General features: G+C 53.7%; 28 protein-coding genes and 1 pseudogene. 16 read left to right on the forward strand and 13 right to left on the reverse strand.

What is annotated here, in order from left to right:
* The first annotated feature begins 236 nt into the window (after positions 1-236).
* A complete protein-coding gene (gene rhaT / locus OGY37_RS21640; protein ID WP_003825242.1) occupies positions 237-1271 on the forward strand; it encodes an L-rhamnose/proton symporter RhaT in 1035 nt (344 codons plus the stop codon).
* Here the strand turns inward: rhaT and rhaR are convergent.
* Positions 1268-2116: an HTH-type transcriptional activator RhaR gene (rhaR, locus tag OGY37_RS21645; RefSeq protein ID WP_003825244.1), complete on the reverse strand. Its 849-nt coding sequence runs from the start codon at positions 2114-2116 to the stop codon at positions 1268-1270. The genes rhaT and rhaR overlap by 4 nt on opposite strands.
* Before the next feature lie 136 nt (positions 2117-2252).
* A complete protein-coding gene (gene rhaS / locus OGY37_RS21650; protein ID WP_003825246.1) occupies positions 2253-3101 on the reverse strand; it encodes an HTH-type transcriptional activator RhaS in 849 nt (282 codons plus the stop codon).
* A gap of 303 nt (positions 3102-3404) precedes the next feature.
* On the opposite strand from rhaS, the gene rhaB reads away from it, so the two are divergent.
* The 5 genes from rhaB (at position 3405) to rhaM (ending at position 8635) form a co-directional block, all read left to right on the forward strand.
* Positions 3405-4874, forward strand: coding sequence for a rhamnulokinase (gene rhaB / locus OGY37_RS21655; RefSeq protein ID WP_286621859.1), 1470 nt, complete (start codon positions 3405-3407; stop codon positions 4872-4874).
* Positions 4871-6130, forward strand: a complete 1260-nt coding sequence (gene rhaA, locus OGY37_RS21660) for an L-rhamnose isomerase (protein ID WP_149281832.1) — start codon at positions 4871-4873, stop codon at positions 6128-6130. Before rhaB ends, rhaA begins: the two co-directional genes overlap by 4 nt.
* A 143-nt stretch (positions 6131-6273) precedes the next feature.
* Positions 6274-7101 carry a rhamnulose-1-phosphate aldolase gene (gene rhaD, locus OGY37_RS21665; RefSeq protein ID WP_003825250.1) on the forward strand — a complete coding sequence of 276 codons (828 nt, stop codon included), beginning with the start codon at positions 6274-6276 and terminating at the stop codon, positions 7099-7101.
* Positions 7102-7175: 74 nt separating this feature from the next.
* The gene (gene fucO / locus OGY37_RS21670) at positions 7176-8324 is read left to right on the forward strand and encodes a lactaldehyde reductase (protein WP_126319630.1); all 1149 of its coding nucleotides are present in this window, start codon (positions 7176-7178) and stop codon (positions 8322-8324) included.
* Complete coding sequence (rhaM, locus tag OGY37_RS21675) at positions 8321-8635, forward strand: L-rhamnose mutarotase (RefSeq protein ID WP_003825253.1); 315 nt, start codon at positions 8321-8323, stop codon at positions 8633-8635. The genes fucO and rhaM overlap by 4 nt, the downstream gene beginning before the upstream one ends.
* An 83-nt stretch (positions 8636-8718) precedes the next feature.
* Here the strand turns inward: rhaM and OGY37_RS21680 are convergent, their stop codons facing one another.
* Positions 8719-9267: a helix-turn-helix domain-containing protein gene (locus OGY37_RS21680; RefSeq protein ID WP_003825255.1), complete on the reverse strand. Its 549-nt coding sequence runs from the start codon at positions 9265-9267 to the stop codon at positions 8719-8721.
* A 101-nt stretch (positions 9268-9368) separates the two neighbouring features.
* On the opposite strand from OGY37_RS21680, the gene OGY37_RS21685 reads away from it, so the two are divergent.
* Positions 9369-10028, forward strand: a complete 660-nt coding sequence (locus OGY37_RS21685) for an AzlC family ABC transporter permease (RefSeq protein WP_003825259.1) — start codon at positions 9369-9371, stop codon at positions 10026-10028.
* Entirely contained in the window at positions 10028-10351 is a 324-nt protein-coding gene (locus OGY37_RS21690; RefSeq protein ID WP_079939305.1) for an AzlD domain-containing protein, read from the forward strand. Before OGY37_RS21685 ends, OGY37_RS21690 begins: the two co-directional genes overlap by 1 nt.
* A 42-nt stretch (positions 10352-10393) precedes the next feature.
* Here OGY37_RS21690 and OGY37_RS21695 read toward each other — a convergent pair whose 3' ends face one another.
* Positions 10394-10606 (reverse strand): YdgH/BhsA/McbA family protein, encoded by a 213-nt coding sequence (locus tag OGY37_RS21695; RefSeq protein ID WP_003825262.1) that lies wholly within the window; start codon positions 10604-10606, stop codon positions 10394-10396.
* 129 nt (positions 10607-10735) lie between these two features.
* Between OGY37_RS21695 and OGY37_RS21700 the strand changes: the two genes are divergently transcribed.
* Both OGY37_RS21700 and OGY37_RS21705 read left to right on the forward strand, forming a co-directional pair.
* A complete protein-coding gene (locus OGY37_RS21700; protein ID WP_003825264.1) occupies positions 10736-11257 on the forward strand; it encodes a Crp/Fnr family transcriptional regulator in 522 nt (173 codons plus the stop codon).
* A gap of 58 nt (positions 11258-11315) precedes the next feature.
* A complete protein-coding gene (locus OGY37_RS21705) occupies positions 11316-11822 on the forward strand; it encodes a YgjV family protein (RefSeq protein ID WP_032945569.1) in 507 nt (168 codons plus the stop codon).
* On the opposite strand, the gene fdhD is transcribed toward OGY37_RS21705, so the two are convergent.
* Positions 11789-12625 carry a formate dehydrogenase accessory sulfurtransferase FdhD gene (fdhD, locus tag OGY37_RS21710; RefSeq protein WP_126319634.1) on the reverse strand — a complete coding sequence of 279 codons (837 nt, stop codon included), beginning with the start codon at positions 12623-12625 and terminating at the stop codon, positions 11789-11791. The two genes, OGY37_RS21705 and fdhD, sit on opposite strands and share 34 nt — an antisense overlap.
* A 194-nt stretch (positions 12626-12819) precedes the next feature.
* On the opposite strand from fdhD, the gene fdnG reads away from it, so the two are divergent.
* The 4 genes from fdnG to fdhE are packed head-to-tail and all read left to right on the forward strand — an operon-like array spanning position 12820 to position 18343.
* Positions 12820-15870: a formate dehydrogenase-N subunit alpha gene (fdnG, locus tag OGY37_RS21715; protein ID WP_286621862.1), complete on the forward strand. Its 3051-nt coding sequence runs from the start codon at positions 12820-12822 to the stop codon at positions 15868-15870.
* A 12-nt stretch (positions 15871-15882) separates the two neighbouring features.
* Positions 15883-16785, forward strand: a complete 903-nt coding sequence (gene fdoH, locus OGY37_RS21720; RefSeq protein WP_003028691.1) for a formate dehydrogenase O subunit beta — start codon at positions 15883-15885, stop codon at positions 16783-16785.
* Positions 16782-17417, forward strand: coding sequence for a formate dehydrogenase cytochrome b556 subunit (gene fdoI, locus OGY37_RS21725; RefSeq protein WP_003028686.1), 636 nt, complete (start codon positions 16782-16784; stop codon positions 17415-17417). Before fdoH ends, fdoI begins: the two co-directional genes overlap by 4 nt.
* Positions 17414-18343, forward strand: a complete 930-nt coding sequence (gene fdhE, locus OGY37_RS21730; protein ID WP_043018887.1) for a formate dehydrogenase accessory protein FdhE — start codon at positions 17414-17416, stop codon at positions 18341-18343. Before fdoI ends, fdhE begins: the two co-directional genes overlap by 4 nt.
* A 43-nt stretch (positions 18344-18386) precedes the next feature.
* Here fdhE and nadS read toward each other — a convergent pair whose 3' ends face one another.
* Together nadS and OGY37_RS21740 are read right to left on the reverse strand one after the other, a co-directional pair.
* The gene (gene nadS, locus OGY37_RS21735; RefSeq protein WP_038635893.1) at positions 18387-18674 is read right to left on the reverse strand and encodes a NadS family protein; all 288 of its coding nucleotides are present in this window, start codon (positions 18672-18674) and stop codon (positions 18387-18389) included.
* Positions 18675-18803, reverse strand: a pseudogene (locus OGY37_RS21740) (type II toxin-antitoxin system RelE/ParE family toxin); the annotation flags it as partial. It abuts the gene before it with no gap.
* A 188-nt stretch (positions 18804-18991) separates the two neighbouring features.
* Here OGY37_RS21740 and OGY37_RS21745 point away from each other — a divergent pair.
* Together OGY37_RS21745 and OGY37_RS21750 are read left to right on the forward strand one after the other, a co-directional pair.
* Positions 18992-19921: an alpha/beta hydrolase gene (locus tag OGY37_RS21745; RefSeq protein WP_149281828.1), complete on the forward strand. Its 930-nt coding sequence runs from the start codon at positions 18992-18994 to the stop codon at positions 19919-19921.
* A 91-nt stretch (positions 19922-20012) separates the two neighbouring features.
* Entirely contained in the window at positions 20013-20459 is a 447-nt protein-coding gene (locus OGY37_RS21750; protein WP_126319638.1) for a helix-turn-helix domain-containing protein, read from the forward strand.
* A gap of 18 nt (positions 20460-20477) precedes the next feature.
* On the opposite strand, the gene fabY is transcribed toward OGY37_RS21750, so the two are convergent.
* The 6 genes from fabY to OGY37_RS21780 form a co-directional block, all read right to left on the reverse strand.
* On the reverse strand, positions 20478-21419 hold the full coding sequence (gene fabY, locus OGY37_RS21755) for a fatty acid biosynthesis protein FabY (RefSeq protein WP_003825286.1): 942 nt from the start codon (positions 21417-21419) through the stop codon (positions 20478-20480).
* A gap of 44 nt (positions 21420-21463) precedes the next feature.
* On the reverse strand, positions 21464-21901 hold the full coding sequence (gene dtd, locus OGY37_RS21760) for a D-aminoacyl-tRNA deacylase (RefSeq protein WP_003825289.1): 438 nt from the start codon (positions 21899-21901) through the stop codon (positions 21464-21466).
* The gene (locus tag OGY37_RS21765; RefSeq protein WP_008786998.1) at positions 21898-22770 is read right to left on the reverse strand and encodes a virulence factor BrkB family protein; all 873 of its coding nucleotides are present in this window, start codon (positions 22768-22770) and stop codon (positions 21898-21900) included. Before OGY37_RS21765 ends, dtd begins: the two co-directional genes overlap by 4 nt.
* Positions 22764-23363, reverse strand: coding sequence for a glucose-1-phosphatase (gene yihX, locus OGY37_RS21770; RefSeq protein WP_003825293.1), 600 nt, complete (start codon positions 23361-23363; stop codon positions 22764-22766). The genes OGY37_RS21765 and yihX overlap by 7 nt, the downstream gene beginning before the upstream one ends.
* A 105-nt stretch (positions 23364-23468) precedes the next feature.
* The gene (locus OGY37_RS21775; RefSeq protein ID WP_003825295.1) at positions 23469-24272 is read right to left on the reverse strand and encodes a DeoR/GlpR family DNA-binding transcription regulator; all 804 of its coding nucleotides are present in this window, start codon (positions 24270-24272) and stop codon (positions 23469-23471) included.
* Between the two features lie 33 nt (positions 24273-24305).
* A complete protein-coding gene (locus OGY37_RS21780) occupies positions 24306-25202 on the reverse strand; it encodes a sugar kinase (protein ID WP_003825297.1) in 897 nt (298 codons plus the stop codon).
* Between the last annotated feature and the right edge of the window lie 123 nt (positions 25203-25325).

A 25325-nucleotide genomic window follows, 5' to 3' on the forward strand; every position in this document is an offset into this window, starting at 1 on the left:
GTCATTATAGTTAATTAAATGATATTGAAAATGATTATCAATGCCGTACTTTTTACATGGTCTTAATGAATCAAATCCATTGTTAAAGATGTGAGCCGAATCACCCACTTAACGTGATGATTGCCAACATGCGCAAAAGGACGGCAATCGTTAAAAGGTTAACCACCTGCGTAATTTTTAAACTCGTTAGGTCGGAGGGGTCATTACCGACGATAAAAAATAACGAGGATTAAGTCATGAGTAACGCGATTACGATGGGTATCTTTTGGCATTTGATAGGGGCAGCCAGTGCCGCCTGTTTCTATGCCCCGTTCAAGCAAGTCAAACATTGGTCATGGGAAACGATGTGGTCGGTTGGCGGGATCGTCTCCTGGATAATCCTGCCGTGGACCATCAGCGCCATGTTACTTCCCGATTTCTGGGCCTACTTCAGCTCCTTCAGCCTCTCCACGCTGGCGCCGGTATTTCTGTTTGGTGCGATGTGGGGGATTGGCAATATCAACTATGGCCTGACCATGCGCTATCTCGGTATGTCGATGGGTATCGGGATTGCGATAGGTATTACGCTGATTGTCGGCACGCTGATGACCCCGATTATCAACGGCAATTTTGATGTACTGATCAATACCTCTGGTGGCCGCATGACGCTACTTGGCGTACTGGTCGCGCTGATTGGCGTAGGCATTGTTACCCGTGCCGGTCAGTTAAAAGAACGCAAAATGGGCATCAAAGCGGAAGATTTCAACCTGAAAAAAGGTCTGGTTCTGGCCGTCATGTGCGGTATTTTCTCTGCCGGGATGTCCTTTGCGATGAACGCGGCGAAACCGATGCACGATGCCGCCGCCGCGTTGGGCGTCGATCCGCTGTATGTCGCCCTGCCTAGCTATGTGGTCATTATGGGCGGTGGCGCGCTTGTTAACCTGGGCTTCTGCTTCATTCGTCTGGCAAAAGTGAAGAACTTGTCGATAAAAGCCGACTTCTCGTTAGCCAAGCCGCTGATTATCACCAACGTGCTGCTCTCTGCGCTTGGTGGCTTGATGTGGTATCTGCAATTCTTCTTCTACGCCTGGGGCCACGCACGTATTCCGGCGCAGTATGACTATGTAAGCTGGATGCTGCACATGAGCTTCTATGTTCTGTGCGGCGGGATTGTCGGTCTGGTATTGAAAGAGTGGAAAAACGCGGGTCGTCGTCCGGTCAGCGTGCTAAGCCTCGGCTGCGTGGTGATCATTGTCGCGGCAAACATTGTCGGTCTGGGAATGGCCAGCTAAGCATGCTGAGTACTGAGATGACGCCACTGGCTCGGCGTCATCCCGGTTTCCCGCGTGAACACCACCGAAAAGTAGTTACTGTCCTCAAAGCCGCAGCGCATGGAAATCTCACTGATCATCAACCGACTATGCTTGAGCAGATACTGCGCATGGCAAACCCGCACCTGGCGGAGATACTGGTTGATGGTCATCCCGGTCTGGCTGCGAAACTGCTGGCGCAAAACGCGCTCGCTGCATTGTTCGCGCTCGCAAAACGTATCCAGTTCAAACGCATGCTCATGGCTACCGGCTAACGCGGTGATCAGTTTATCCAGCAGCGTTTCACTGGAGGTCGCCGGGAGCGTATCCGTGGCATAACGATGCCGCTTAAGGTGTGTCACCAGTTGCCCGAACAGCAGCTCAGCCATGGTAAAAGCCTGTGCATCACGTTGATTACTTTCATGCTCAAGCTGGCTTATCACCTGTCGGGCCTGGGTCATGCCAACGCTACCGAGTCGCCAGTGCGGCTGCCTCGGCGTACCGTCAAACCCAGGGATCGCCCCTTGCCAGTCAACATTCAGCGTCAACCGCTCCGGGCAGTAGATGATATTTTGCAGCACAAGGTCGTTAACGGAAGTGTAGGAGTGTTTATCTTCAGCGCGAATGTAAAACAGATCGCCACGGGTTATCCGGTACGGGCGATCGTTAAGGACATGCAGACCATTACCGCGCCAGACCATGACCAGCTCGCAAAACTCGTGGGTATGCTCAGCAAAGACATCCTGCGGATAACGATCGGCCACGGCGACAGCCTGCTGCTCATGCGCAAAGAAGTCTGATTTCAGAAGGATTAGCTGATTCGCCATCACATGACCTCAACCTGAATGCTTGCCGGATGCGCTGCGCTTATCCGGCCTACAGGGCATCCACGTAGGCCGGATAAGGCGTAAAGGGACATGATTATCTGAGATTCGGCGGTAAAAAACGTTGATAGCTTTCGCGTTACTGGAGGCTGCTTGCCACAACGAGATCGCGCCCCTGGCGAATATCGCGTGGCGACCACTTGAACTCACGGCGAAAAAGCGTGGAAAAGTGGTTACTGTCGCCGAATCCGCAGAGATAAGCGATGTCCGTCACGCTGTCATCACTGTGGCGAAGCAGATGCCGGGCCTTGATCAGCCGCAAGCGATTAAGGTAGCGCTGCGGCGTCAATCCGGTTTGCTGTTTGAGCTGGCGATGCAGAGTGCGCAAAGAGAGGGAAAACTTCTCGGCCAGCGCCTCCCAACACACCTCGTCGGCAAAGTTATCTTCCAGCCACGCCATCAGGAGGTTAAGCCGCGCGTCGTTATCGGTCGCGGCTTCCATCAGGCTGCTTTTACGCAGCAGCACCAGCAGCTGCATAAACAGGATCTCGCGATTTGCCGCCGTTGGTGTATCCATCCCCTCACCGAGCGCTTCCATCTGCCCCACCAGTTGTCGAACCTGCTGCAACACACCCTGATTCACCCGCCAGTGGGAAGGATACTGCCCATTCTGTTCCTGAGGTAAAAGCTGATTCAGCCCAGCCAGAAATTGAAACGCATCCGGGGAACGATACAACACATTGGTCAGGCACAGATTGTCAGTATGTTCATATAAATGCCGGTCATGATCGCGAACGAAACACACCGTACCGCCGCTGATAGTGTAAGGCTGTCCGTTGAACACATGGATCCCCGTGCCGTGTTCGACCACCACAATTTCATGAAAATCATGATGATGTTCTGGAAACGCAGGTTGAGGAAGCCGCGGTTCAATAGCCACTGGCGCTTTACCTGTCGGAAAAAAATCCACGCAATGCAATACCGTCATGATGCCATCCTTCCCGATCAAATGAACATGGCTGAATAGTAATTAAGGGTTATCACCCTCACCTTAAATTTTTGACGCCAAAGTGCGTAAACACGGTCAATTCTTCAAGAAATGGCGGGAAAGATCGGGAATTGCGGAAGACGTCACATCCGCTAAAACCGGTCCTATTAATAGAAATTGTGAACAGCGTCACGTTCACCTTTGCCATGTTGCCAGCCGCTAATTGTGGCTGTCACTGTCAAGAAGGTACGCGTTATCTGGGGTTCTTAGACTGAGTGCAATAAAACTCAGAAGGACCTCGCTATGACTTTTCGCCATTGTGTCGCAGTCGATCTCGGCGCATCCAGTGGGCGCGTAATGCTGGCGCGTTACGACAGTGAACACCGCACCCTGACGCTGCGTGAAATCCACCGCTTCGTGAACTGCCTGCAAAAAACAGACGGTTTTGACACCTGGGACATCGACAGCCTGGAACACGATATTCGTCTTGGCCTGAAAAAAGTCTGCGATGAAGGCATTCGGATAGACAGCATCGGCATTGATACCTGGGGCGTGGATTACGTTCTGATCGATAACGTCGGTCAACGTGTCGGTCTGCCGGTCTCTTACCGTGACAGCCGCACGACCGGCATTATGGCGCAGGCGATGGCGCAGCCGGGTAAAGGTGAAATTTACCGCCGTAGCGGCATTCAGTTTCTGCCCTTTAACACCCTGTATCAACTGCGTGCGCTGGTTGAACAGCAGCCAGAACTGCTCCCGCAGGTGGCCCATGCCCTGCTGATCCCCGACTACTTCAGCTTTCGCCTGACCGGCAAAATGAACTGGGAATACACCAACGCCACCACCACCCAGCTAGTCAATATCAATACCGACGACTGGGATGACACACTGCTGGCGTGGACCGGGGCAGACAAAGCCTGGTTTGGTCGCCCGACGCATCCAGGGAACGTGATCGGCCACTGGATTTGCCCGCAGAAAAATCAAATTCCGGTTGTCGCCGTCGCCAGTCACGACACGGCCAGCGCGGTCATTGCTTCTCCGCTGGCCGACAAAAACAGCGCCTATCTCTCTTCCGGGACCTGGTCGCTGATGGGCTTTGAGAGCAGAACGCCGTATACCAACGATGCGGCGCTGGCGGCGAACATCACTAACGAAGGCGGCGCGGAAGGGCGCTACCGCGTGCTGAAAAATATTATGGGGCTGTGGCTGCTCCAGCGCGTATTAAAAGAGCGCCAGATTACCGACCTGCCAACGCTTATCAGCCAAACGCAAGCGCAGCCTGCCTGCCGGTTCCTGATAAACCCGAACGACGATCGCTTTATCAACCCCGACGATATGAGCGCAGAAATTCAGGCGGCATGTCGTGAATCGGGCCAACCCGTTCCCCTGCAAAACGCTGAACTGGCGCGCTGTATCTTCGACAGCCTGGCGTTGCTGTACGCCCACATCCTGCAAGAACTGGCACAACTGCGTGGTGCAGCATTTAGCCAACTGCACATTGTCGGTGGCGGCTGCCAGAACGCCTTACTGAACCAACTGTGCGCGGATGCCTGCGGTATTCGCGTGATGTCCGGGCCGATTGAGGCCTCCACGCTCGGCAATATTGGCATCCAGTTGATGACGCTGGACGAGCTGAACAACGTCGATGATTTCCGTCAGGTGGTGCGCGCCAACTACGAACTGACCACCTTCATTCCCAATCCTGAAAGTGAAATTGCCCGCTACCAGGCGCAGTTTCAATCACTACGACAGACAAAGGAGCTTTGCGCATGACCACTCAACTTGAACAAGCCTGGGAACTGGCAAAACTGCGTTTCGCCGCGGTAGGCATTGATGTCGAGGCGGCCTTACGCCAGCTCGATCGTCTGCCAGTCTCCATGCACTGCTGGCAGGGCGATGATGTCGCCGGTTTCGAAAACCCGGAAGGCTCGCTCACTGGCGGTATTCAGGCTACCGGTAACTATCCGGGTAAAGCGCGTAACGCCACCGAACTGCGGGCCGATCTGGAGCAAGCGCTAAGCCTGATTCCTGGTCCAAAACGTCTGAATTTGCACGCGATCTATCTGGAATCGGATACACCGGTTCCCCGCGACCAAATCAAACCCGAACACTTCAAAAACTGGGTTGAGTGGGCGAAAGCGAACCAGTTAGGGCTGGATTTCAACCCATCCTGCTTCTCACACCCGCTGAGCGCCGACGGTTTCACGCTGGCGCACGCCGACGACACCATTCGCCAGTTCTGGATCGATCACTGCAAAGCCAGCCGTCGCGTCTCGGCGTATTTTGGCGAGCAGTTGGGTACACCATCGGTGATGAACATCTGGATCCCGGATGGCATGAAAGACATCACCGTTGACCGTTTAGCGCCGCGCCAGCGTCTGCTGGACGCACTGGACGAAGTGATCAGCGAGAAACTTGACCCGGCGCACCATATCGATGCCGTCGAAAGCAAGCTGTTTGGCATCGGTGCGGAAAGCTACACCGTGGGCTCTAACGAGTTCTACATGGGTTACGCCACCAGCCGCCAGACCGCACTGTGTCTGGATGCGGGCCACTTCCATCCGACTGAAGTGATCTCCGACAAAATTTCCGCCGCCATGCTGTATGTACCGCGCCTGCTGCTGCACGTCAGCCGTCCGGTGCGCTGGGACAGCGACCACGTGGTGCTGCTGGATGATGAAACTCAGGCGATTGCCAGCGAGATCGTCCGCCACAACCTGTTTGACCGCGTACACATTGGCCTCGACTTCTTCGACGCCTCCATTAACCGCATTGCCGCGTGGGTGATCGGCACCCGCAATATGAAAAAAGCCCTGCTGCGCGCGCTGTTAGAACCCACCGAACAACTGCGTCAGCTCGAAGCCAACGGCGACTACACCGCACGCCTGGCCCTGCTGGAAGAGCAAAAATCGCTGCCGTGGCAGGCCGTCTGGGAGATGTATTGCCAGCGCCACGACACGCCTGCGGGCAGCCAGTGGCTGGACAGCGTGCGCGCTTATGAAAAAGAGATTTTGAGCAAACGTAGCTAACCGTGACGCCAGGCTTGTAGGCCGGATAAGACGCCCCGCGTCGCCATCTGGCAATGAATGAAACACGATTGCCGGATACCGCTTCGCTTATCCGGCCTTCGTAAGACCCGATAACGTTCGGGCAATAAACAGGAACACCGAACATGCAAAATATTACGACTTCCTGGTTCGTCCAGGGGATGATCAAAGCCACTTCTGATGCGTGGCTGAAAGGCTGGGACGAGCGTAACGGCGGCAACCTGACGCTGCGTCTTGATGAAGCAGATATCGCGCCGTTTAGCGCCGATTTCTACGAAAAACCACGCTATATTGCGCTAAGTCAGCCGATGCCGCTGCTGGCAAACACGCCGTTTATCGTCACTGGTTCCGGTAAATTTTTCCGTAACGTTCAGCTCGATCCCGCGGCAAATTTGGGCGTGGTACAAGTAGACAGCGACGGTGCGGGCTACCACATCCTCTGGGGCCTGACCCACGAGGCCGTGCCGACCTCTGAACTGCCGGCTCACTTCCTCTCCCACTGCGAACGCATTAAAGCGACGAACGGTAAAGACCGCGTGATCATGCACTGCCATGCCACCAACCTGATCGCTCTGACCTACGTACTGGAAAACAACACAGCGCTGATTACCCGCAAGCTGTGGGAAGGCAGCACCGAGTGCCTGGTGGTGTTCCCGGATGGCGTTGGCATTCTGCCGTGGATGGTGCCGGGTACAGATGAAATTGGTCAGGCTACCGCCGAGGAAATGCAGAAACACTCGCTGGTACTTTGGCCGTTCCACGGCGTGTTCGGAAGCGGACCTACCCTAGACGAAGCGTTCGGTTTGATAGATACCGCAGAGAAATCCGCCGAAGTTCTGGTCAAAATCTTTTCGATGGGCGGTATGAAGCAGACCATCTCACGTGAAGAGCTGGTCGCACTTGGCAAACGCTTTGGTGTTACGCCGCTGGCAAGCGCCATAGAGCTGTACTGATACCTCCCAACTCAACGCCGGATGCGGCTTCACCTTATCCGGCCTACAGGATTTTATTATTAAGGAGAATAGTGATGAGCTTTATGTTGGCACTGCCAAAAATTAGCCTGCATGGCGCCGGCGCGATTGCCGATATGGTGAATCTCGTGGCGAATAAACAATGGGGCAAAGCGCTGATCGTCACCGATGGTCAACTGGTAAAACTGGGCCTGCTGGATAGCCTGTTTGCCGCGCTGGATAAACATCAAATGTCTTACCACCTGTTTGATGAAGTATTCCCGAACCCGACAGAAGAGCTGGTACAGAAAGGTTTTGCGGCCTATCAGAACGCAGAATGTGACTACATCATCGCCTTCGGTGGCGGCAGCCCGATCGATACCGCCAAAGCGGTAAAAATCCTGACAGCCAACCCTGGCCCTTCTACCGCTTACTCCGGCGTGGGCAAAGTGAAAAATGCGGGCGTCCCGCTGGTCGCCATCAACACTACCGCCGGTACGGCAGCAGAGATGACCAGCAACGCAGTCATTATCGACTCTGCCCGTAAGGTTAAAGAGGTGATCATCGACCCAAATATCATCCCGGATATCGCCGTGGATGATGCCAGCGTGATGCTGGAAATCCCGGCCTCCGTCACCGCCGCAACCGGTATGGACGCCCTGACCCACGCGGTGGAAGCCTATGTTTCCGTTGGTGCTCATCCGCTTACCGACGCTAACGCACTGGAAGCGATTCGCCTGATCAACCTGTGGCTACCAAAAGCGGTCGACGACGGTCATAACCTCGAAGCTCGTGAGCAAATGGCGTTTGGTCAGTATCTGGCGGGGATGGCATTTAACAGCGCTGGTCTGGGTCTGGTGCATGCGCTGGCGCACCAGCCGGGCGCAACCCATAATCTGCCACACGGCGTCTGCAACGCCATCCTGCTGCCGGTAATCGAAAACTTTAACCGTCCGAACGCCGTGGCGCGCTTTGCCCGCGTGGCGCAGGCAATGGGCGTCGATATCCGTAACATGAGCGATGAAGCGGCAAGTATGGAGGCCATCAACGCGATTCGTGCACTCAGCAAGCGTGTCGGTATTCCTGCGGGCTTTAGCTCCCTTGGCGTGACGAAAGAGGATATTGAAGGCTGGCTGGATAAAGCGTTGGCCGATCCGTGTGCGCCGTGCAACCCGCGCACCGCCAGCCGCGACGAGGTCCGCGAGCTGTACCTGGAGGCGTTATGATCCGCAAGGCCTTTGTGATGCAGGTGAATGCCGACGCGCACGTTGAGTACCAGCGTCGTCATAACCCCATCTGGCCAGAGCTGGAAGCGGTGCTGAAAGAGCACGGCGCCCATCACTACGCGATTTATCTCGATCAGGCGCGCAATCTGCTGTTCGCCACCGTTGAGATTGAGTCCGAAGAACGCTGGAATGCCGTTGCCAGCACCGACGTTTGCCAACGTTGGTGGAAGCATATGCGTGACGTAATGCCAGCAAACCCGGACAACAGCCCGGTTAGCGCAGAGCTAAAAGAAGTGTTTTATTTGCAGTAAGTTATATGCCCGGTGGCACAAGCTTACCGGGCCTACGGTTTTATTTTTTGTAGGTCGGATAAGCGATAGCGCCATCCGACAATTCAATTTTGCTCAGAGACCAGAATCGCCTGGGTGTCAGGCTCCAGCGCTTTAAAAATATGCGCCCGATCGGCGGGGTAACAAATATAGTCCCCCTCGCCTAACTCCTCCGGCGCTTCAGTCAATCCTACCATCGCCTTACCCTGCGTCACGATGATGTGTTCAACCGATCCCGGTGGATGCGGCTGTGAAATACGATCCGCGCCCGGTTGCGTCAGCAGCAGATAGATATCCCGCCGCGCCCCCGGCGGGCAGGCGGCCAGTAAAATGGCCTGATAGTGCGCCTGCTCGGCTACCACCTTTGTCCCTTCTCCGCGACGAATCACCTGCGTTTTTTGTTCCTGCGGCTCCAGCAGGCGAGCAAAGGGAATATCCAACGCCACACACAGCGACCAGAGCGTTTCCAGGCTAGGATTGCCATTGCCCGCTTCCAATTGCGAGAGTGTCGATTTTGCAATCCCTGCGCGACGGGCAATCTCTGCCAATGACAAACCGGTGCGCTGGCGTTCACGCACAAGGCTTTTCGCGATCATACTGATGGGCTGGGTCATTCACGACTCCATGTTCTTTATATCGAACGAATCGTTCGACTTGTAATATTAACTGGTCGCGTTCATTATAATGGAAATTCGTTCGATATGGCTAAAACGGTATGAAACATTATTTTTCCAGTCTCAAAGGCGACACGATAAAAGCAATATTTTTAGTCTGTCTGGCCGTCGGCGTAGTCGGCATGTCATACGGCTCGCTGGCGATGGCCTACGGCTTCCCGCTGTGGGTACCGTTTGTGCTTTCGATTACGGTACTGGCGGGTGCGTCCGAATTTATGTTTATCGGCATCGTCGCCAGCGGCGGTAACCCACTGGCGGCGGCGGCGGCCGGTTTACTGGTTAACGCCCGACACGTGCCGTTTGGCGTCACGGTGCGCGACCTGGTGGGCTCCCGGGCTGCGAGTTTCCTCGGCTGTCATATCATGAACGACGAAAGCGTAGTCTTTGGCCTGTCGCAAAAAACGCCCGAACAACGTAAAGCCGCCTTCTGGCTGTGCGGTCTGGGCGTCGCGATTTTCTGGCCTGTTGGCACACTGATCGGCGCGGGCGTCGGCAAACTGCTCCCCGCCCCGGAAACCATCGGTCTGGATGCCGTCTTCCCTGCAATTTTATTAGCCTTAGTGGTCCCGGCCTTTAAAAACCGCACCACGCTGATTCGCGCCTGTAGCGGTGCCGGGTTGTCGCTTGCCGCCATCCCCTTTGCGCCGGTCGGTTTACCTGTTTTGCTCTCACTGTTTGGCTTACTGACAAGGAAAAAATAATGGGCAACATGACGCTGTTTATCGTCGGTATCGCCATGTTATCTCTGGGAACGTATTTAATGCGTTTAGGAGGAGCGAAGCTTGGGAGCCGTTTAGCGTTCTCGGAACGCTCGCAGGCGCTGCTTTCCGACGCCGCAACGGTATTACTGTTCTCCGTTGCGCTGGCGACCACCTTTTACGAAGGCGAACACTTCGCTGGCATGGCCCGCGTGCTGGGCGTGGCTTTTGCGGTATTTCTCGCCTGGCGCAAGCTGCCGCTAATCGTGGTGATCGTCGCTGCCGCAGTGGTGACTGCATTGCTGCGAATGGCAGGCATAAACTAAAAAAGCGCCTCAAGGGCGCTCTTTCGACAGTACTAAGGTATCTTATTTCAGCAGTTCGGCGGTCATGTGCACGCGGTTACCGGTGTATGCCTGAGTGATTTTGTAATCGCTGGCACCTGCGCGTTCAGCCTGAGCGGCGATTTTTGCTTCAGCGCTTTCCAGCGTAGAACCGGTTGCGGTAACTGTCTGAGCAGCGAAAGAACCGAAAGAAGTAGCCAGAGCGATAACTGCGACAAAAGTTTTGATGCTTTTCATGATATAAACCCTTTAACTTAGTTGTTTGAGTAAGGCACCGTGCCTTGATGTGATAAATAATAGGCTGATACTCGAACAACTGAAAGCGGAAGGATTTGCCAGTCTTATTCAAATTATTTGAGAGATAAGATGTTACGTAATCAGGAATCACAATGGCTTGCTGGCAGCCGTAGAAAAACGCAACCGGCGGGTAGTTGGTTACTTCGTCAGGGTGAACCACAAAGTAAAATTCATCTTTTACATCATGGTGTGGCTCGTGCGGTTTATCACGCAGACAACGGCGTTGAAAGGGTTAAAGAGTTCTACTTTGCCGGGGAATACTGCTTTCTGTACCTGAACTGGCTAATTAACACACCTGCCGATTACAGCCTGCAAATGATCTCCGCAGGAGAAACCACTGAATTTCCCTTGGCTTTGCTTGATGCGCCGGAAAATCAGGATATTAAGACTCAGCTACTGGTCCAGCAATTGATCTACAAAGAGAAAAAAGAGCAAATGCTGCTGCTCAATACCCCAGAGCAACGCTACCAGTACGTACAAACACACTTCCCGGACTGGGAGTCACAGCTCACCCAGCGCGATCTTGCCAGCTATATCGGCATTACCCCCGTTAGCCTGTCCCGTATTCGCCAGCGTCTTAACAAAGGTTAACGCCTTACGGTGATGCGTAGATTATTGTCCCGTCACTCTTTAATAGATGGCGACCACAATGAACGCATTTCTTCTTTCTCAGATGCTGGCTGGCATCAGCTTCTTACTGGATATTTCCGCTTTTCATTTTCAACGCCGGGCTATCACTTTAACGCTGCTCACCAGCTCCACTTCTCTGTTAGCTATCCATTTCTATCTTTTGGATCAACACGCTGCGGCTGGGTTAATGATCATTGCCGCATGCCGCTACGCGACAGCCATCGTCACCTTTCACCGCTGGGTGATGTGGGGATTTATGCTGGGGTCGCTGCTGTGTAGCATTTATCTTTGGCAAAATCTGTCGAGTATATTGCCGCTGATGGGAAGCCTGCTGATGACATTTGCGTCATTTCAAAAACGCAGCGGAAAATTACGGGGATACACCTTGTGTGGCAGCCTGTGTTGGCTGCTGAACAATGTGATTGTTGGCTCGCCAGTTGCCGTAATCATGGAACTGGCATTTTCCGGCAGTATTCTGGCCGCCTGGTGGCGTCACAGCGCGACCAGACGTTGCGGATGCGTATAGATCGTCGCCCTGCCCGGTTTGCAAAAACCCACCAGCGTCAGGTTACAACGTTCGGCAACTTCCACGGCGAGCGTTGTCGCCGCAGAAACAGCAAACAGGATCTCCACACCGCACATCGCCGACTTCTGCACCATCTCATAACTGGCGCGGCTGGAGACTAATACCGCGCCCTGTTGCCAGGTTTCCCCTTCGATTGCACGTCGTCCCAGCAGTTTATCCAACGCAACATGACGTCCAACATCTTCATGCCCGCCCGCCAGATGACCTGACGGTTGTACCCAGGCAGCCGCGTGCGTGCAGCCTGTCAGTTGCCCCACGGGTTGAAAATCGTTGAGATGTCGTAAAGCGTTATCAAGATTCGCCAGATCGAATGTCTGGGTAAACGGCAGCGGCTGGACCGGCTTGCCAATGTCATTGAGCTGCTCTACGCCACAAACGCCGCAACCGGTGCGACCGGCCAGCGCGCGACGACGTTCCTTCAGCCCCATAAAGCGACGGCTGGACAATTCAACCTGCACTTCCAATCCGTTGCAGGAAGGCACTACGTCCATTCCGTAGATATCCTGCGGGGACTCAATAATGCCTTCAGAAAGTGAAAAACCCATCGCGAAGTGCTCAAGATCTTTCGGTGATGCCATCATCACCACGTGCGAAATCCCGTTGTATACCAGCGCAACAGGCACTTCTTCAGCTACCTCATCAGACTGAGGATGTTGCAAATCCTCGCGTTTCCAGAGGGTCAACTGGCGAGATCCTGTCGAAGATGTCACATTCTTGATGTTTTCTTGAATAATCTTATTCACTTTCTTTTAACCATATTGGAACACGCATACCAACATTGTGGTATTCTTTACAAATCCCTCCTGGACGGAGGGAAATTCACCCAATTCTGGACCTTTGCGGTCCCGTCCGCAAAGAAAAATAACAACCACTTCCCTCGCGTTCGCGTTACAGAAAAGCGAAGGGAACGTGACAATGTCGAAACAAGGAGCGAACCATGCAGGTCAGCAGAAGGCAGTTCTTTAAGATCTGCGCTGGCGGTATGGCAGGCACCACGGCAGCGGCACTGGGCTTTGCACCCGGCGTAGCGCTCGCGGAAACACGGCAATATAAACTGCTGCGCACCCGCGAAACCCGTAACACCTGCACTTACTGTTCCGTTGGCTGTGGACTGTTAATGTACAGCCTCGGTGACGGCGCAAAAAACGCCAAAGCATCCATCTTCCATATCGAAGGGGACCCGGATCACCCGGTGAACCGTGGCGCGCTGTGCCCGAAAGGGGCAGGACTTGTGGACTTCATCCACTCCGAAAGCCGCCTGAAATTCCCGGAATATCGCGCACCAGGCTCAGATAAGTGGCAACAGATTAGCTGGGATGAGGCATTTGACCGCATCGCTAAGCTGATGAAAGAAGACCGCGACGCTAACTACGTTGCACAAAACGCTGAAGGCGTAACCGTTAACCGCTGGCTTTCCACCGGAATGCTGTGTGCTTCCGCTTCCAGTAACGAAACCGGCTATTTAACGCAAAAATTCTCCCGCGCGCTCGGTATGCTCGCGGTCGACAACCAGGCACGCGTCTGACACGGACCAACGGTAGCAAGTCTTGCTCCAACATTTGGTCGCGGTGCGATGACCAACCACTGGGTCGACATTAAAAACGCCAACCTCGTCGTGGTGATGGGCGGTAACGCCGCTGAAGCTCACCCGGTCGGATTCCGCTGGGCGATGGAAGCCAAAATTCACAACGGTGCGAAGCTGATTGTTATCGATCCACGCTTTACGCGAACCGCTGCGGTGGCTGATTTCTATGCGCCAATTCGTTCCGGTACTGACATTGCTTTCCTGTCAGGCGTTTTGCTGTACCTGCTGAACAACGAAAAATTCAACCGCGAATATACTGAGGCCTATACCAACGCCAGCCTGATCGTGCGTGAGGATTACGGTTTCGAAGATGGCCTGTTCACCGGCTACGACGCGGACAAACGCAAGTATGACAAAACCAGCTGGAACTACGAGCTGGATGAAAAAGGCTTCGCCAAACGCGATGTCACCCTGCAACATCCGCGCTGCGTGTGGAACCTGCTGAAACAGCACGTCTCCCGCTACACGCCGGACGTTGTAGAAAACATCTGCGGTACGCCAAAGGCCGATTTCCTGAAGGTCTGTGAGTACATCGCAGAAACCAGCGCCAAAGATAAAACCACGTCGTTCCTGTACGCCCTGGGCTGGACGCAACACTCCGTGGGTGCGCAGAACATCCGTACCATGGCGATGATCCAGTTGCTGCTTGGCAACATGGGGATGGCTGGCGGCGGTGTTAACGCCCTGCGCGGTCACTCCAACATTCAGGGCCTGACCGACTTAGGCCTGCTGTCACAAAGCCTGCCAGGCTATATGACGCTGCCAAGCGAGAAACAGACTGACCTGCAAACCTACCTTGCCGCCAACACGCCAAAACCGTTGCTGGAAGGTCAGGTGAACTACTGGGGCAACTACCCGAAATTCTTCGTTTCGATGATGAAAGCCTTCTTTGGCGATAAAGCGACAGCGGAAAACAGCTGGGGCTTCGACTGGCTGCCGAAGTGGGATAAAGGGTACGACGTCCTGCAGTACTTCGAGATGATGAATCAGGGCAAAGTGAATGGCTATATCTGCCAGGGCTTTAACCCGGTCGCGTCATTCCCGAACAAAAACAAAGTTGTGGCTTCACTGTCCAAACTGAAGTTCCTGGTCACTATCGACCCGCTCAACACCGAGACCTCCACCTTCTGGCAGAACCACGGAGAGTCAAACGATGTTGATCCGTCGAAAATCCAGACCGAAGTATTCCGTCTGCCGTCCACCTGCTTCGCTGAAGAGAACGGTTCTATCGTTAACTCCGGTCGCTGGCTGCAGTGGCACTGGAAAGGCGCGGATGCCCCGGGGATTGCCGTTACCGATGGCGAAATCCTCGCCGGTATCTTCCTGCGTCTGCGCAAGATGTATGCCGAGCAAGGTGGCGCGAACCCGGAACAGGTGCTGAGCATGACCTGGAACTACTCCACCCCGCACGAACCGGCTTCGGAAGAAGTGGCGATGGAGAGTAACGGTAAAGCTCTGGCCGACATTACCGACCCGGCAACCGGTGCGGTTATCGTCAAGAAAGGCCAACAGCTAAGCTCATTCGCCCAACTGCGTGACGACGGCACGACCTCCAGCGGCTGCTGGATTTTTGCCGGTAGCTGGACGCCGGAAGGCAACCAGATGGCACGTCGCGATAACGCCGACCCGTCAGGTCTTGGCAATACGCTGGGCTGGGCATGGGCGTGGCCGCTCAACCGACGCATTCTGTATAACCGCGCCTCCGCTGACCCGCAGGGGAATCCGTGGGATCCAAAACGTCAGATCCTGAAATGGGATGGGGCGAAGTGGAGCGGGATGGATATTCCGGATTACAGTGCCGCCGCACCTGGCAGCAACGTTGGGCCGTTCATCATGCAGCCGGAAGGGATGGGACGCCTGTTTGCTATCGATAAGATGGCGGAAGGTCCGTTCCCGGAACACTACGAGCCGTTTGAAACGCCGCTGGGGACTAACCCGCTGCACCCGAACGTTATCTCTAACCCTGCCGCGCGCATCTTTAAAGGTGACGCGGAAGCACTGGGTAAAGCAGATAAGTTCCCGTACGTCGGTACGACCTACCGTCTGACCGAGCACTTCCACTACTGGACCAAGCATGCGCTGCTGAACGCCATCGCTCAGCCGGAACAGTTTGTGGAAATTGGCGAGAAGCTGGCGAATAAGCTCGGTATCTCCCACGGCGATACCGTCAAAGTCTCCTCTAACCGCGGCTACATTAAGGCCAAAGCAGTGGTGACTAAACGTATTCGCACGCTGAAGGCTAACGGTAAGGATATCGACACTATCGGTATTCCGATTCACTGGGGCTACGAAGGTGTGGCGAAAAAAGGCTTTATCGCTAACACGTTAACGCCATTCGTCGGTGATGCGAACACGCAGACGCCGGAATTTAAGTCCTTCCTCGTGAACGTGGAAAAGGTGTAACGGAGACGACCTATGGCTTATCAATCGCAAGACATCATTCGTCGTTCCGCCACTAACGGTTTCACCCCCGCGCCTCAGGCGCGGGACCATCAGGAAGAAGTGGCGAAGCTTATCGACGTCACCACCTGTATCGGCTGTAAAGCGTGTCAGGTGGCGTGTTCTGAATGGAACGACATCCGTGATGAAGTGGGCAACAACGTTGGGGTGTACGACAACCCGGCTGATTTGACCGCCAAATCCTGGACGGTGATGCGCTTCTCGGAAGTGGAACAAAACGACAAACTGGAATGGCTTATCCGCAAGGATGGCTGTATGCACTGCGCCGATCCGGGCTGCCTGAAGGCGTGTCCGGCTGAAGGCGCAATCATTCAGTATGCCAACGGTATCGTCGACTTCCAGTCTGAGCAGTGCATCGGCTGTGGCTACTGCATCGCGGGCTGCCCGTTCGACGTGCCGCGCCTCAATCCGGAAGACAACCGCGTCTACAAATGTACGTTGTGCGTTGACCGTGTTGTGGTCGGGCAAGAACCGGCCTGCGTGAAAACCTGCCCAACCGGTGCCATTCATTTCGGCACCAAAGAGTCGATGAAAACCCTGGCAGGCGAACGCGTGGCGGAGCTGAAAACGCGTGGTTACGAAAACGCGGGTCTGTACGATCCGGCGGGTGTTGGCGGTACGCACGTAATGTACGTATTGCACCATGCGGACAAACCGAATCTGTATCACGGTCTGCCGGAGAACCCGGAGATCAGCGCCACCGTGAAATTCTGGAAAGGCATCTGGAAACCTCTCGCAGCCGTCGGCTTTGCAGCGACATTTGCGGCCAGTATCTTCCACTACGTCGGTGTAGGCCCGAACCGCGCGGAAGAGGAAGAAGACAACCTGCATGAAGAAAAAGACGAGGTGCGCAAATGAAACGACGTGACACCATCGTGCGCTACACAGCGCCGGAACGCATCAACCACTGGATAACCGCCTTCTGCTTCATTCTGGCAGCGGTGAGCGGGATGGGCTTTCTCTTCCCGTCTTTTAACTGGCTGATGCACATCATGGGCACTCCGCAACTGGCGCGAATTGTGCACCCGTTTGTCGGCGTGATCATGTTTGCCTCGTTTATCATCATGTTTTTCCGTTACTGGCACCACAATCTAATCAATCGGGATGATATCTTTTGGGCGAAGAATATTCGTAAGATTGTCGTCAACGAGGAAGTAGGTGACACGGGACGTTATAACTTCGGCCAGAAATGCGTATTCTGGGCGGCGATTATCTTCCTGGTCCTGTTGCTGGTGAGCGGAGTGGTCATCTGGCGTCCGTATTTTGCGCCTGCTTTCTCAATCCCGGTGATCCGATTCGCGTTAATGCTGCATTCATTTGCCGCAGTAGCGTTAATTGTGGTTATCATGGTGCACATTTACGCCGCCCTTTGGGTGAAAGGCACCATTACCGCGATGGTGGAAGGATGGGTTACCAGTTCATGGGCGAAGAAACATCACCCGCGCTGGTACCGTGAAGTCCGCCAGAAACAGGAAAAGTCATCTGAATGAGTATTCGCATAATCCCGCAAGATGAGCTGGAGAAGAGCGAGAAACGCACGGCGGATATGATTCCGCCGTTATTATTCCCCAGACTCAAAAATTTGTATAACCGCCGCGCTGAGCGCCTGCGCGAGCTGGCCGAGAACAACCCGCTGGGCGACTACCTGCGCTTTGCCGCGCTGATCGCCCACGCGCAGGAAGTGGTGTTGTACGACCATCCGCTGCAGATAGATCTGACCGCTCGCATCAAAGAAGCGAACGATCAGGGCAAACCGCCGCTGGATATCCACGTCCTACCACGCGACAAGCACTGGCAAAAACTGCTGCAATCGTTAATTGCTGAGCTGAAACCAGAAATGAGCGGCCCTGCGCTTGCCGTGATCGAAAATCTGGAAAAAGCCTCAGAGCAGGAACTGGAGCTGATGGCCAGCGCGCTGTTTGCCTCTGATTTCGCCTCCGTCAGCAGCGATAAAGCACCGTTTATTTGGGCTGCCCTGTCGCTCTACTGGGCGCAGATGGCAAGCCTGATCCCCGGCAAAGCCCGTGCGGAATACGGCGAACAGCGTCAGTACTGCCCGGTGTGTGGTTCAATGCCGGTCTCCAGCATGGTGCAAATCGGTACTACTCAGGGGCTGCGCTATCTGCACTGCAACCTCTGCGAAACCGAGTGGCACGTGGTACGCGTGAAGTGCAGCAACTGCGAGCAAAGCCGTGATTTGAACTACTGGTCGCTGGATAACGAACAGGCGGCAATTAAAGCTGAAAGCTGCGGCGACTGCGGGACTTACCTGAAGATTCTCTATCAGGAAAAAGACCCTAAAGTTGAAGCCGTGGCTGACGATCTCGCTTCACTGATGCTGGACGCGCACATGGAGCAAGAGGGCTTTGCCCGCAGCTCCATCAACCCGTTCCTGTTCCCGGGTGAAGGGGAGTAAGTTTTAAGATCTTCCCCCGGCAATTGAACCAAACTGCCGGGGATTATCTTAGTGCCTGAATGACATGTTTTGGATCATTGGCAATAGCACGTAACAACGCTTTTGCTGGACCGGTCGGTGAACGACGCCCTTGCTCCCAATTTCGCAACGTATCCACGCTTACCGATATCAAATCTGCGAAACGAGTCTGTGATAATCCTGAAGACTGGCGAATTTCCTTTATTTTCATGGCGTCAATATGAAAGGTACGGGAAGGTTGTCGCGTTCCTTCAGCGATCTCATTCATCTGAACCATACTTTGAGTTAATCGCTCAAATAGTGCCTTATCCATTTACCACCTCTCATTCAACATACGCAGCAGCACTTTTTCTTGTGGAGTAAGATCATCCTTGATCCCTTTCTGATAAATCAGCAACAATCGAATTTGTGATTTTCTGATTTGATGAAAGTAAATAATCCTCTTAACTATACGTCAATGGCGTATAGTACATTTTCCTCACAATACCGAATTCAAACAGCAGAAACCAATGACGGTTTTTAATCTGCGAGCCGCTTTCCAGAATCATACCTGCCCCCATTTTTCCCATTTTCATTCTTAGTTATCCAGGTTATAAACCTGTATATCTATACAGATAAGGGGATGTAAAAATGGCACTGGAAAGCGGGATTGCACAGCTGGTTGAGGCATTTATCGTGGCGGGGCGCCCTTCTTCGCGCGAGCAGAATATTGATGACCGGAGAGCAGGCTATATCGCCAGCACGGTCCTGGCCGGAGACACTGAAACCCGCGTACAAGTTGAAGATATTGAACTCGATGCCATGATGTTTCGCGTAGTTTCGCCGCGGGGCAGCACGGGAAATCTCCCCTGCGTTATCTATTACCACGGTGGCTGCTTTGTCAGCGGCGGATTTGCCACACATGATAACCAGTTAAGGCAACTTGCCTGGTACAGCGGCTGTCGGGTCATTGCGGTGCAGTATCGCCTCGCACCTGAGCACATCTTCCCGGCAGCACATAACGATGCTGAAACCGGGGCCAATATTATCTGGAAGTATGCCCAGAAACTGGGTGTCGACCGTAGCAACATTACGCTGGCTGGCGACAGCGCTGGCGGGCATCTGGCGCTGGTCACCGCACTACGCCTGAAAGCTACCAGGCAGTGGCAACCTGCGCAGCTTATGTTGATCTACCCGATGCTGGACGCAACCGTCAGGTTTGCGAGCTATGACCATAATGGACAGGATTACATTATCACCCGCGACACGCTGCTGTCGGGCTACGAGATGTATATGCCGCAAACCGATCCATTGCATCCCGAAGTCAGCCCACTCTGGCGCGAAGACTTCAACGGTTTACCGCCCACGCACATCATTACAGCTGAATTCGACCCACTGCGAGATGAAGGCGAGGCCCTGTATCAACGGTTCCAGGAGCAGGGCGTGGAGTGCACTTGCCAACGCTATCTCGGCGTTATCCACGGATTTTTCCAGTTGGCTGGGGTGAGCCAGGCAGCACGAAGCGTTATGCGGGATGTGGCCTGGCGCGTCATAAAACCTGAAGCAGGAAGACATGCTTAATTAATATTTTGTTTTCAGGTTGAAAACCTTGTAATGGAACTACACCGTGCATGTTATCAGCCGAAAACCATTCATATCGGGGTAATAAAGAATGAGAACTCATCGTCAGATGGATGCAACCAGCGCAAAAAAGATCGTTGATACCTTCAGCGATGCAGTAAAAGCCATCCCACTGTTGGGGGAAGACCGAAATGATACTGAGTATCGCAGGGCACTAGCGCTAGTGGAGTTTCTGGTCGACCAGGATGATCTTGAAAACCCACTATTTGAATTGCTCTGTACCCGAATCAGTGAATATGAAAAACATGCGCCGGAATTCAAAGCACTCAACCAACACCTGGAGAAAACTCCCTCTGGCGTTTCAGTATTGCGAACGCTCATGGATCAATACGGTCTCAAAGCAGCAGATCTTGCCAACGAACTCGGTTCAAAATCGAACGTCAGCAACATCTTAAATGGTCGCAGAGCTCTGACTGTAAGTCACATTAAAGCGCTTGCTGAACGCTTTAACCTTCCGGCGGACGCTTTCATTGAGTAGATGATTACATCCTCTGACCTACTCTTCCTCGTTCCCGCCTTCTTCATATGCGCCAAACGGTTTTGCGGGTAGCACAATGTAGGTGCCTTCAAACACCACGCCCGGCGTGTCATCGCCAAACACCCCAACCTGCATCTGAACGCGCGCCTTGCGACCTCTTGCCAGACGGTCCAGGTCACCGCTCAGCGAGCCCAGATCGGCGATAGCGGTAGGTTTCCCGGTGATCGGCCTGCTGTATCGGATATGTGCGTCGGCAAGGATTATCGTCCCGCCCAGATGACGCTCACGCAGCATCAGCCAGATAAGTCCCCAGCCCGTTAGCGTCGCCAGGGAAAACAGACTCCCGGCAAACAGCGTATGGTGCGGGTTCTGATTGCCCGTCTCGGGCATCGTGGTGATAAATTTCTGCCCGGTATATTGCTGAATGCGCACACCCATTTTCTCACTCAATGGAATATGTTCGTACCAGGCTTGCTGTAGCTGTCCGCACCAGTCCCCGCGATGGAGAATGTCGTCCAGCGTCGCAATAGGCTTAATCATCAAAAAGTGACGCACCGGCGTGGTTTGCGGTGTGGTGATTTCTCCCTGGCTCACAAATCCCAGTTTGGCGAAAAATTCGACCGCATCTTCACGGGCGCTACAGGTTACGCGTTTGACTCCTTCCTGACGCGCCACAGACTCCAGGGTCATCGCCATCAGCGTGCCCAACCCTTTCTCCTGCACGGAAGGGTCAACGGCCATAAAGCGTATGGAGGCTTCGTTATCCGCATTGATATACAGTCGGCCAACTGCGACCAGATTTCCCTCTTCGTCCACCACCATCTGGTGATGCGCCATCGCATCCCAGGCATCCCGTTCGGAGCCTTTAGGCTGGTGCAAAGGTTTACGCAACATCTCCCAGCGAAACTGGTAGTAACGCTCCAATTCTTCTTCTGTTTGCGGTACTCGAAGGTGATACATAGTCGTATTCTCTCTTGTTGTCCGCGGCCACACCGGTAGCTGGTTCATACTTGTAACCAGAACGTCACGGGGCCATCATTAACCAGTGAAACCTGCATATCCGCAGCGAATCGACCGGTTTGCGTATTCATTTCCTGTTGGCGGCAACGCTCAACAAAGTACTCATACAACGCCTCTGCACGATCGGGCGCAGCCCCTTTTGAAAACCCCGGGCGCATGCCGCGTTCGGTATCTGCCGCCAGCGTGAACTGTGAAACCACCAGCACGCTGCCCCCTGACTGCTGCACGTTAAGGTTCATTTTGCCTTCGGCATCGCTAAAGATTCGATAGCCGAGTACGCGCTCGCACAGGCGGTTCGCTTTCTGTTCGTCATCATCCCTTTCGACACCTAACAGGACCAAAAGTCCTGGGCCAATTTCACCCGTCACCTCGCCCTCCACGGTGACGCTGGCACGGGTTACGCGCTGAATTAATGCAATCATGGTTGCTCTGCTTCTTCTTGTTCTGCGGCTTGTTTAAGTTTGCGGTATTCCCCGAGAGTGACAGTTATTTCCGCGCCTAGCAAGACGATACACCAGGTCCAGTATACCCAGACGAATAAAATGGGGATCACCGCCAGGACACCGTAAATGAGCTGATAAGACGGGAACATCGTGATATAGAGCGCAAATCCTTTCTTTCCGGTTTCGAACAACACAGCGGCCACAAAGGCGCCAATAACCGCATCACGGTTGGGTACACGCGTAGTCGGTACGATGCTGTAAAGCAGCCAGAACGAGAGCCAGGAAAGCACCAGCGGGAAAATACGCAGGACGTTATCAATCACCGTGTTGAGATCGCTGGCCCAGCGCAATGACAACAGATAAGAGCTGATTGCCAGACTGGCCCCCGCCAACAGCGGCCCCAGCGTTAAAATCATCCAGTAAACGGCGAAAGAGTAAACTTTAGGCCGAGTACGCTTGCTGCGCCAGATAGTATTCAGGGCGTTATCAATGGAATACATCAGTAATAACGCTGTCACAATCAGCCCGCACGCCCCAACGGCCGTCATTTTGTTCGAGTTGGCGACGAACTGTTCAATATAACGCTGAATGACATCTCCCGTCGCCGGGATAAAGTTTGCGAAAATGAAATGACGTAGCTGGACACTGACGTCAGAAAACATCGGAAATGCGGCGAAAAGAGCAAAAACTACGGCAATAAGCGGCACTAATGAGAGCAATGAGACATAGGCAAGATTCCCTGCCAGCGTCGTCATGTTGTCCTCATCAATCCGCTGCCATAGTAGCTTCAGCCAGGCCCGAACAGGACGCGTATGGTGCCTGGCTTGTTGCTGAACATTTTTTAGCATAGCAACTTCGCGAAATAGTCCGGAATGGTCGTTTTATCGACAACCTGGATGCTGGTAATCCCTAACCGATTAGCCCCTTCAATATTATCGGCGTTGTCGTCGAAAAATACCGCCTCATGCGCAGAAAAACCTTCAGACTGCAGGACATGCTGGTAAATCCGCGCTTCCGGTTTACGCATGCCCAGATCCTGGGAAAGGTAAATATGGTCAGCAGCCTGGCGGATTTCGGGGTATTCGTCCGGCCAGAACGTCGTGTGCAGACGGTTAGTATTCGACAAGACGACCACCCGATGCCCCTGCTCACGCAGCTTTTGCATGACGTCGATGACTTCAGGACGCAAGGCAACAAAAACAGCCTGCCAGCCATGGGAGAACTGCTCATAGCTTAACGGTAGCGCCATGTCATGACATATCGCCTCGGCAAAGGCTTCATCCGTTATTTCACCTCGCTCGTGCTGGTGAAAAGCCTCTCCCATGGTGAAACTTTGCTTTAACGAAGCCAGCGGTACACGGCTCAGATCGCTCCAAGTTCCTAACACGCGATTGAAGTCGATATCGACAATCACATTACCCAAATCAAAGATATAGAGCATGCCCTTCTCCTTATTCGCCGTGGATGAATAACTGTAGCGGGAAAGGAGAAGTTTGACTATGCGAGAGTGATGGCTACGAACTTATCGAGCCATCATTGGGGAGAATTACACTGCCAGAGCATCATCCTGTGAAGGACTCACCTGCACAATTTCTACCTGCTGTGACTGGAGTAAATTATGCAGGGCCGGGCCTGGGTACTCATCGGTAAACAGCGCGGTCACCTGAGACACATTGCCAATTTCTACCGCGGCAGAAGCCGTATATTTCGTATGATCCGCAGCCAACAGAATATGCCTTGAATGGGCCATCATCGTCTTCACTACGCTGGCCTCGTTGACATCAAACTCCAGCAGCGCACCATCATTTTCGATCGCGCCAACGCTGGTAACCAGGTAGTCGGCCCGAAAATCAGCGACAAATGCCGAGGCAGAAGGGCCAATGATGCCGCTGTTATGCGGGCGTAACGTCCCCCCCGGCACCATGACTTCAAAACGTGGGTTGTTATACAGAATGTGCGCCACGCGTAGGCTATTGGTAATAATGCGCAAATGATTATGGTTTAACAGCGCGCGTGCTACCTGCTCAACGGTGGTGCCAATGGTAATAAACACCGTTGACCCATCGGGAATGTAATCAGCCACCGCTTCCGCGATGGCTTTTTTCTCTTCCGTCCAGGAGACTTCACGCTGCTCAAACGCCGTATTCACCACGCTGGAAGCTCTGCCCGCGCCACCATGATGACGCGTAATTAATCCCTGCTCACTGAGTTTACGAATATCACGACGCACGGTTTGCGTGGACACGTCCAGCAGGCTGGCCAGCTCGTCGATATTCATATAACCGCGCTCGCTAATCAGCATAAGCAGTTGATCGTGTCGCGGGTTACCGGTCAGTTCGGTAAGACTCATGAAATTTCCTCGAAAAACCATTGCCCTGGCATTTTATACAAAAAGTGACAGAAAAGATCGGGTTTGATCACAGTCAGGGATTCCGGCTCTTCCTCCCGGACGTGTACATTTTAACGCAGCAACCCCGCTGGCAAACCTGACGGCCTCTTCTGGAGCATCGCCGCCGGCCAGGCTGAATGCGAGTGCACCGTGGAAAACATCTCCAGCTCCCGTAGTATCCACAACGTCGACTTTAAATCCAGATTGATGCTGCAACGTATTATTTTTTATCCAGTCACAGCCTTCACTTCCCCGCGTTACGTAAACATGTCCATTTGTGAGCGTTTTTGCTTGTTTCAGTCCAACTTCAGAATCATTTATCCCGGTTAAACGCACCAGACCAGGTTCAGAGAACGCAGCATGATCGCTTAACGCCACCAGCTCGCTGATATCTTGTGGCGTTACGTCACCATCCAGTACTGTCATCACTCCCGCCTGACGCGCCAGCGTGAACGCCTTTCTGGCCCCTTCATGCCAGCGAACATCCGCCAACACCACATCCCACTGGGAAAAATCGATCTCATTCAGCCAATCAGCATCCGGCAATAAATCCGGGCTGGGATAGTTGACGATAATCCGCTCCCCTTGCGTATCAACCATAATTGCCGATTGCGAAGACTTCGCCCCTGCGTAGCGCCGGGTGTAACGGGTATTTACCCCCAGGGATTCCAGCTCCGCCAGCAGGCTATTTCCGGTGTCGTCATCGCCCACACGGCCAATAAAGTCCACCTGTGCGCCCAGCTTCGCTGCAGCCACTGCGGCCGTTGCAGCAGGCCCACCGCCCACTTCCGTATAACGCTTCGCCACATACTTACCCCCTTCAGTCGGTAAACCTTCCACGTAATAGATGCGATCCATCACGGCAATACCTACACAAGCAATACGAATCATGGTTATTCCTTAGGCGTTTCAAGATGGGACCATTTTAATTTCACAAAATGTTTAAAAAGTGACGGCTGTCAATTTTTTGACCATAAATTACAAATACGATCAAAAACAGACAAAAACAAACGA

Source organism: Citrobacter sp. Cpo030, assembly GCF_030333005.1.
Classification (GTDB): Bacteria; Pseudomonadota; Gammaproteobacteria; order Enterobacterales; family Enterobacteriaceae; genus Citrobacter; species Citrobacter portucalensis.